The sequence below is a fragment of the Providencia sp. JGM181 genome (assembly GCF_018257375.1).
Taxonomy (GTDB): Bacteria; Pseudomonadota; Gammaproteobacteria; order Enterobacterales; family Enterobacteriaceae; genus Providencia; species Providencia lanzhouensis.
Genome location: NZ_JAERJY010000230.1, coordinates 1 through 2,807 on the forward strand (window position 1 = coordinate 1; position 2,807 = coordinate 2,807).

At 40.5% G+C, this 2,807-nt stretch carries 5 protein-coding genes; 1 reads left to right on the forward strand and 4 read right to left on the reverse strand.

The genetic code is table 11. The features are described 5' to 3' along the window. Positions 1-113: 113 nt before the first annotated feature. Positions 114-482, forward strand: a complete 369-nt coding sequence (locus JK188_RS16995) for a DUF1992 domain-containing protein (protein WP_036949565.1) — start codon at positions 114-116, stop codon at positions 480-482. A gap of 7 nt (positions 483-489) precedes the next feature. On the opposite strand, the gene JK188_RS17000 is transcribed toward JK188_RS16995, so the two are convergent. The 4 genes from JK188_RS17000 to JK188_RS17015 all read right to left on the reverse strand — a co-directional run bounded on the left by JK188_RS17000 (position 490) and on the right by JK188_RS17015 (position 2,668). Further along, a complete protein-coding gene (locus JK188_RS17000; protein ID WP_211886991.1) occupies positions 490-1,191 on the reverse strand; it encodes a helix-turn-helix transcriptional regulator in 702 nt (233 codons plus the stop codon). Positions 1,192-1,411: 220 nt separating this feature from the next. Beyond that, positions 1,412-1,747 carry a tRNA-binding protein gene (locus tag JK188_RS17005; RefSeq protein ID WP_036949256.1) on the reverse strand — a complete coding sequence of 112 codons (336 nt, stop codon included), beginning with the start codon at positions 1,745-1,747 and terminating at the stop codon, positions 1,412-1,414. Between the two features lie 162 nt (positions 1,748-1,909). Further along, a complete protein-coding gene (locus JK188_RS17010) occupies positions 1,910-2,236 on the reverse strand; it encodes a DMT family transporter (protein WP_036949254.1) in 327 nt (108 codons plus the stop codon). An 18-nt stretch (positions 2,237-2,254) separates the two neighbouring features. After that, complete coding sequence (locus JK188_RS17015; protein WP_036949253.1) at positions 2,255-2,668, reverse strand: DMT family transporter; 414 nt, start codon at positions 2,666-2,668, stop codon at positions 2,255-2,257. Positions 2,669-2,807: the final 139 nt, after the last annotated feature.

Consider the following 2,807-nt stretch of genomic DNA (forward strand, 5'->3'; position numbering starts at 1 on the left):
TTATCCAATGAGGCTTTGCGGTCAATGTAGAAATGTTTTATGACTGACAAGTTCACAAAGGTAAAGGCTATCAGCGCTATAATCGACGCCTATTCACTACAGGGCGAGCCATAATGTCTGTCATTGATCTTTGGGCAGAGCGTCATATTCAAGACGCTTTAAATAAAGGGGAGTTATCCAATCTCAATGGTGAAGGGAAACCTTTGCAGCTTGATGATGACAGCCAAGTTCCTGAAGAATTAAGGGCGAGTTATCGTATTCTTAAAAATTCTGGGTATCTGCCGCCTGAACTACAACAGAAAAAAGAAGCGTTGAATTTATGCCATATGCTGCAGCAACTCTCTGCTGATGACCCCAATTATGTTGCCATCAGCAAGCAATTGGCGTTACTCGAGCTAAAACTCAAGCAAGCAAATATCAATACCGACTTTTTATATGGCGAATACGCCGTGACAATTTCAGAACACTTAGAGTCTAAATAGCGAAGAATTAGCGTTTGGGTAGGGATTGTAGGCGATATTCCTGAGGGGTTTTACCGTAAAACTTACGAAATGCTTGGCTAAAAGCAGAGTGAGAATCATACCCCACCAAAGTGGCAATATGCTCGATGGTTTGGTGAGTCAATAATAGACTTCCTGCGGCTTCCATCCGTTTTTGCAATAAAAATTGCATGACGGTGATCCCCATTTCAGCCTTCACCTTACGTTGTAAGGTACTGACTGACATATAAAATGCACAGGCAATATCTTCGCAGCTTATCGGTAAATGCAGACGTAACTCTACCCAATGAACCAGCTCATCAACCCAACGGTTTTCTGGTTTTAACTGGGCTAATAATAGGCGAGCAACGGCAAAGTTTTGTTCCGGCGCTTGAGGAAAACGTTGTAGCCAATTTAATAACCCCACCGCCGCTGGCGTCAGCGTGAAATGCGTCATTTTTTCATTTACTGACCATTGCGCCGTTGCAGGCATTTCCAATACATAATTTTGATTCCCATCTTGCCCACTGAAAGCATGGCTAACACTCGGCGGGATCACGACACCCTGACCTGCATTTAGCAGCCAGTGTTGGCGATGCATATTGATTTCCATCGCCCCTGATAACGCAAATACCACCTGCCATTGCCCATCATGTTGATGAGAAATAACCTCTTGAGAATATTGGCGATAGTGCAATTCAGGTAATAACAAGGCAAGCTCCTACTGGGTGGCATACAGTAGGAGTATACGGTTTTAATCAAAAAAATGCAGCCTGACAGCTTAGGTTGATGACAAAGAGGGATAAAAGCGTGGTTTTCCCTCTTTGTGTTATCAGGCGAAAATCAATGAATTGATTTTCCTCGTTAATTTTACAACCCAAACGAGCCATTTCCAAACCTGATGGGTTTGTCTATGGTCTGCGCCTTACGGCTTAAGCTAGGCGAGAACCATTCGGCACAGGTAGATTAAATTCAGCTAATACAATTGCACCTGTTTCATCGGGAGCACCTGTAATTAACACTTCAGATTTTATGCCAGCAATACGTTTAACTTCAAAATTACACACACATAAAACCTGTTTGCCAATTAAACTTTCAGGGGTGTAATGCACGGTAATTTGTGCGCTTGAGCACTTTACTCCCAATTCCCCTAAATCCACTTCCATCACATAAGCGGGCTTTTTCGCTTTACTGTTCACTTCTGCACGAATAATCGTACCAACACGCATTTCCACTTTCGTAAAGTCGTCCCACTCAATAATTTGCATATCTTTATTCCTAAATTAAACGATGGTAATGGCTTAAATTAGCATAGGATAGATAGAGGCTCTTAGCGTCAAACATTCATTTTATGTTGTGAAACCGTCATTGATTATCACCTGATAATGGCAGGCAATAATCAATGGGTACAAGAGAGATAAAACGTGAGATTACATATTTGAAAAAGTATTCATAATGATGCCGCCGGAGATAATTAATCCCATCGCGAAAACTGCGGGTACATCCGGTTTTTGTTTATATAAAATCATCGAAACTAACGTCACACCGACAATACCAAACCCACACCATAAAGAATACGCAACCCCAACAGGGATATACCCCATTGCACGTGTTAACGCGAAATAGCACAGACAATAAGCCACAATCACTAAAATTGATGGACCTAATTTACTAAAGCTATTGGTTTTTTTGATCATCGATGTACCCGTGATTTCTGAACCAATTGATAATGCCAACCATAAAAATCCAGTAAACATAATATTTCTCTCTTCTTATTAATGAGCAACTTTGTTGGTTGAAGACAGTGACGCATCCGAATTTTCAGCCGGTTCCGCCTCATCCGAGCCCATTTTAGAAAACAGGTTCATAATCACGATCCCAGAGGCAATAACCCCCATCCCAATCATTGCCGCCATATCTGGGTGCTGCCCATAAAACAGCATACCTAAAGTTGAAACCATCAAAATACCGGTACCCGACCAAGTCGCATACGCTAGCCCAACCGGAATATATTTCACTGCACGAGAAAGAGAGTAGTAACAGATAACATAAAGAATCACTATCAGACCTAATAATAATGATTTAGTTGTTCCTTCACTATTATCGAACATTTTCAATGTGGATGTTGCAGAGGTTTCAGAAATAATAACCGCTAGCATCCAAAGCCATGATTTTGCTTTAGAGGACATAGATAATACTCCTACATAGATAGACGTTTAAAATATTAAATTGAAATAAAATTTATTTTTTTAGAGACTTTAAATAATCCATTGCCGAATCTGTTAATTTATTTTTATTTAGGGAATATTCCTTTGGGTCATTCATTAC

Coding starts and splice junctions, on each gene's coding strand:
- JK188_RS17015 (WP_036949253.1), bottom strand. CDS start 2,668: ATGTCCTCTAAAGCAAAATCATGGCTTTGGATGCTAGCGGTTATTATT.
- JK188_RS17005 (WP_036949256.1), bottom strand. CDS start 1,747: ATGCAAATTATTGAGTGGGACGACTTTACGAAAGTGGAAATGCGTGTT.
- JK188_RS16995 (WP_036949565.1), top strand. CDS start 114: ATGTCTGTCATTGATCTTTGGGCAGAGCGTCATATTCAAGACGCTTTA.
- JK188_RS17010 (WP_036949254.1), bottom strand. CDS start 2,236: ATGTTTACTGGATTTTTATGGTTGGCATTATCAATTGGTTCAGAAATC.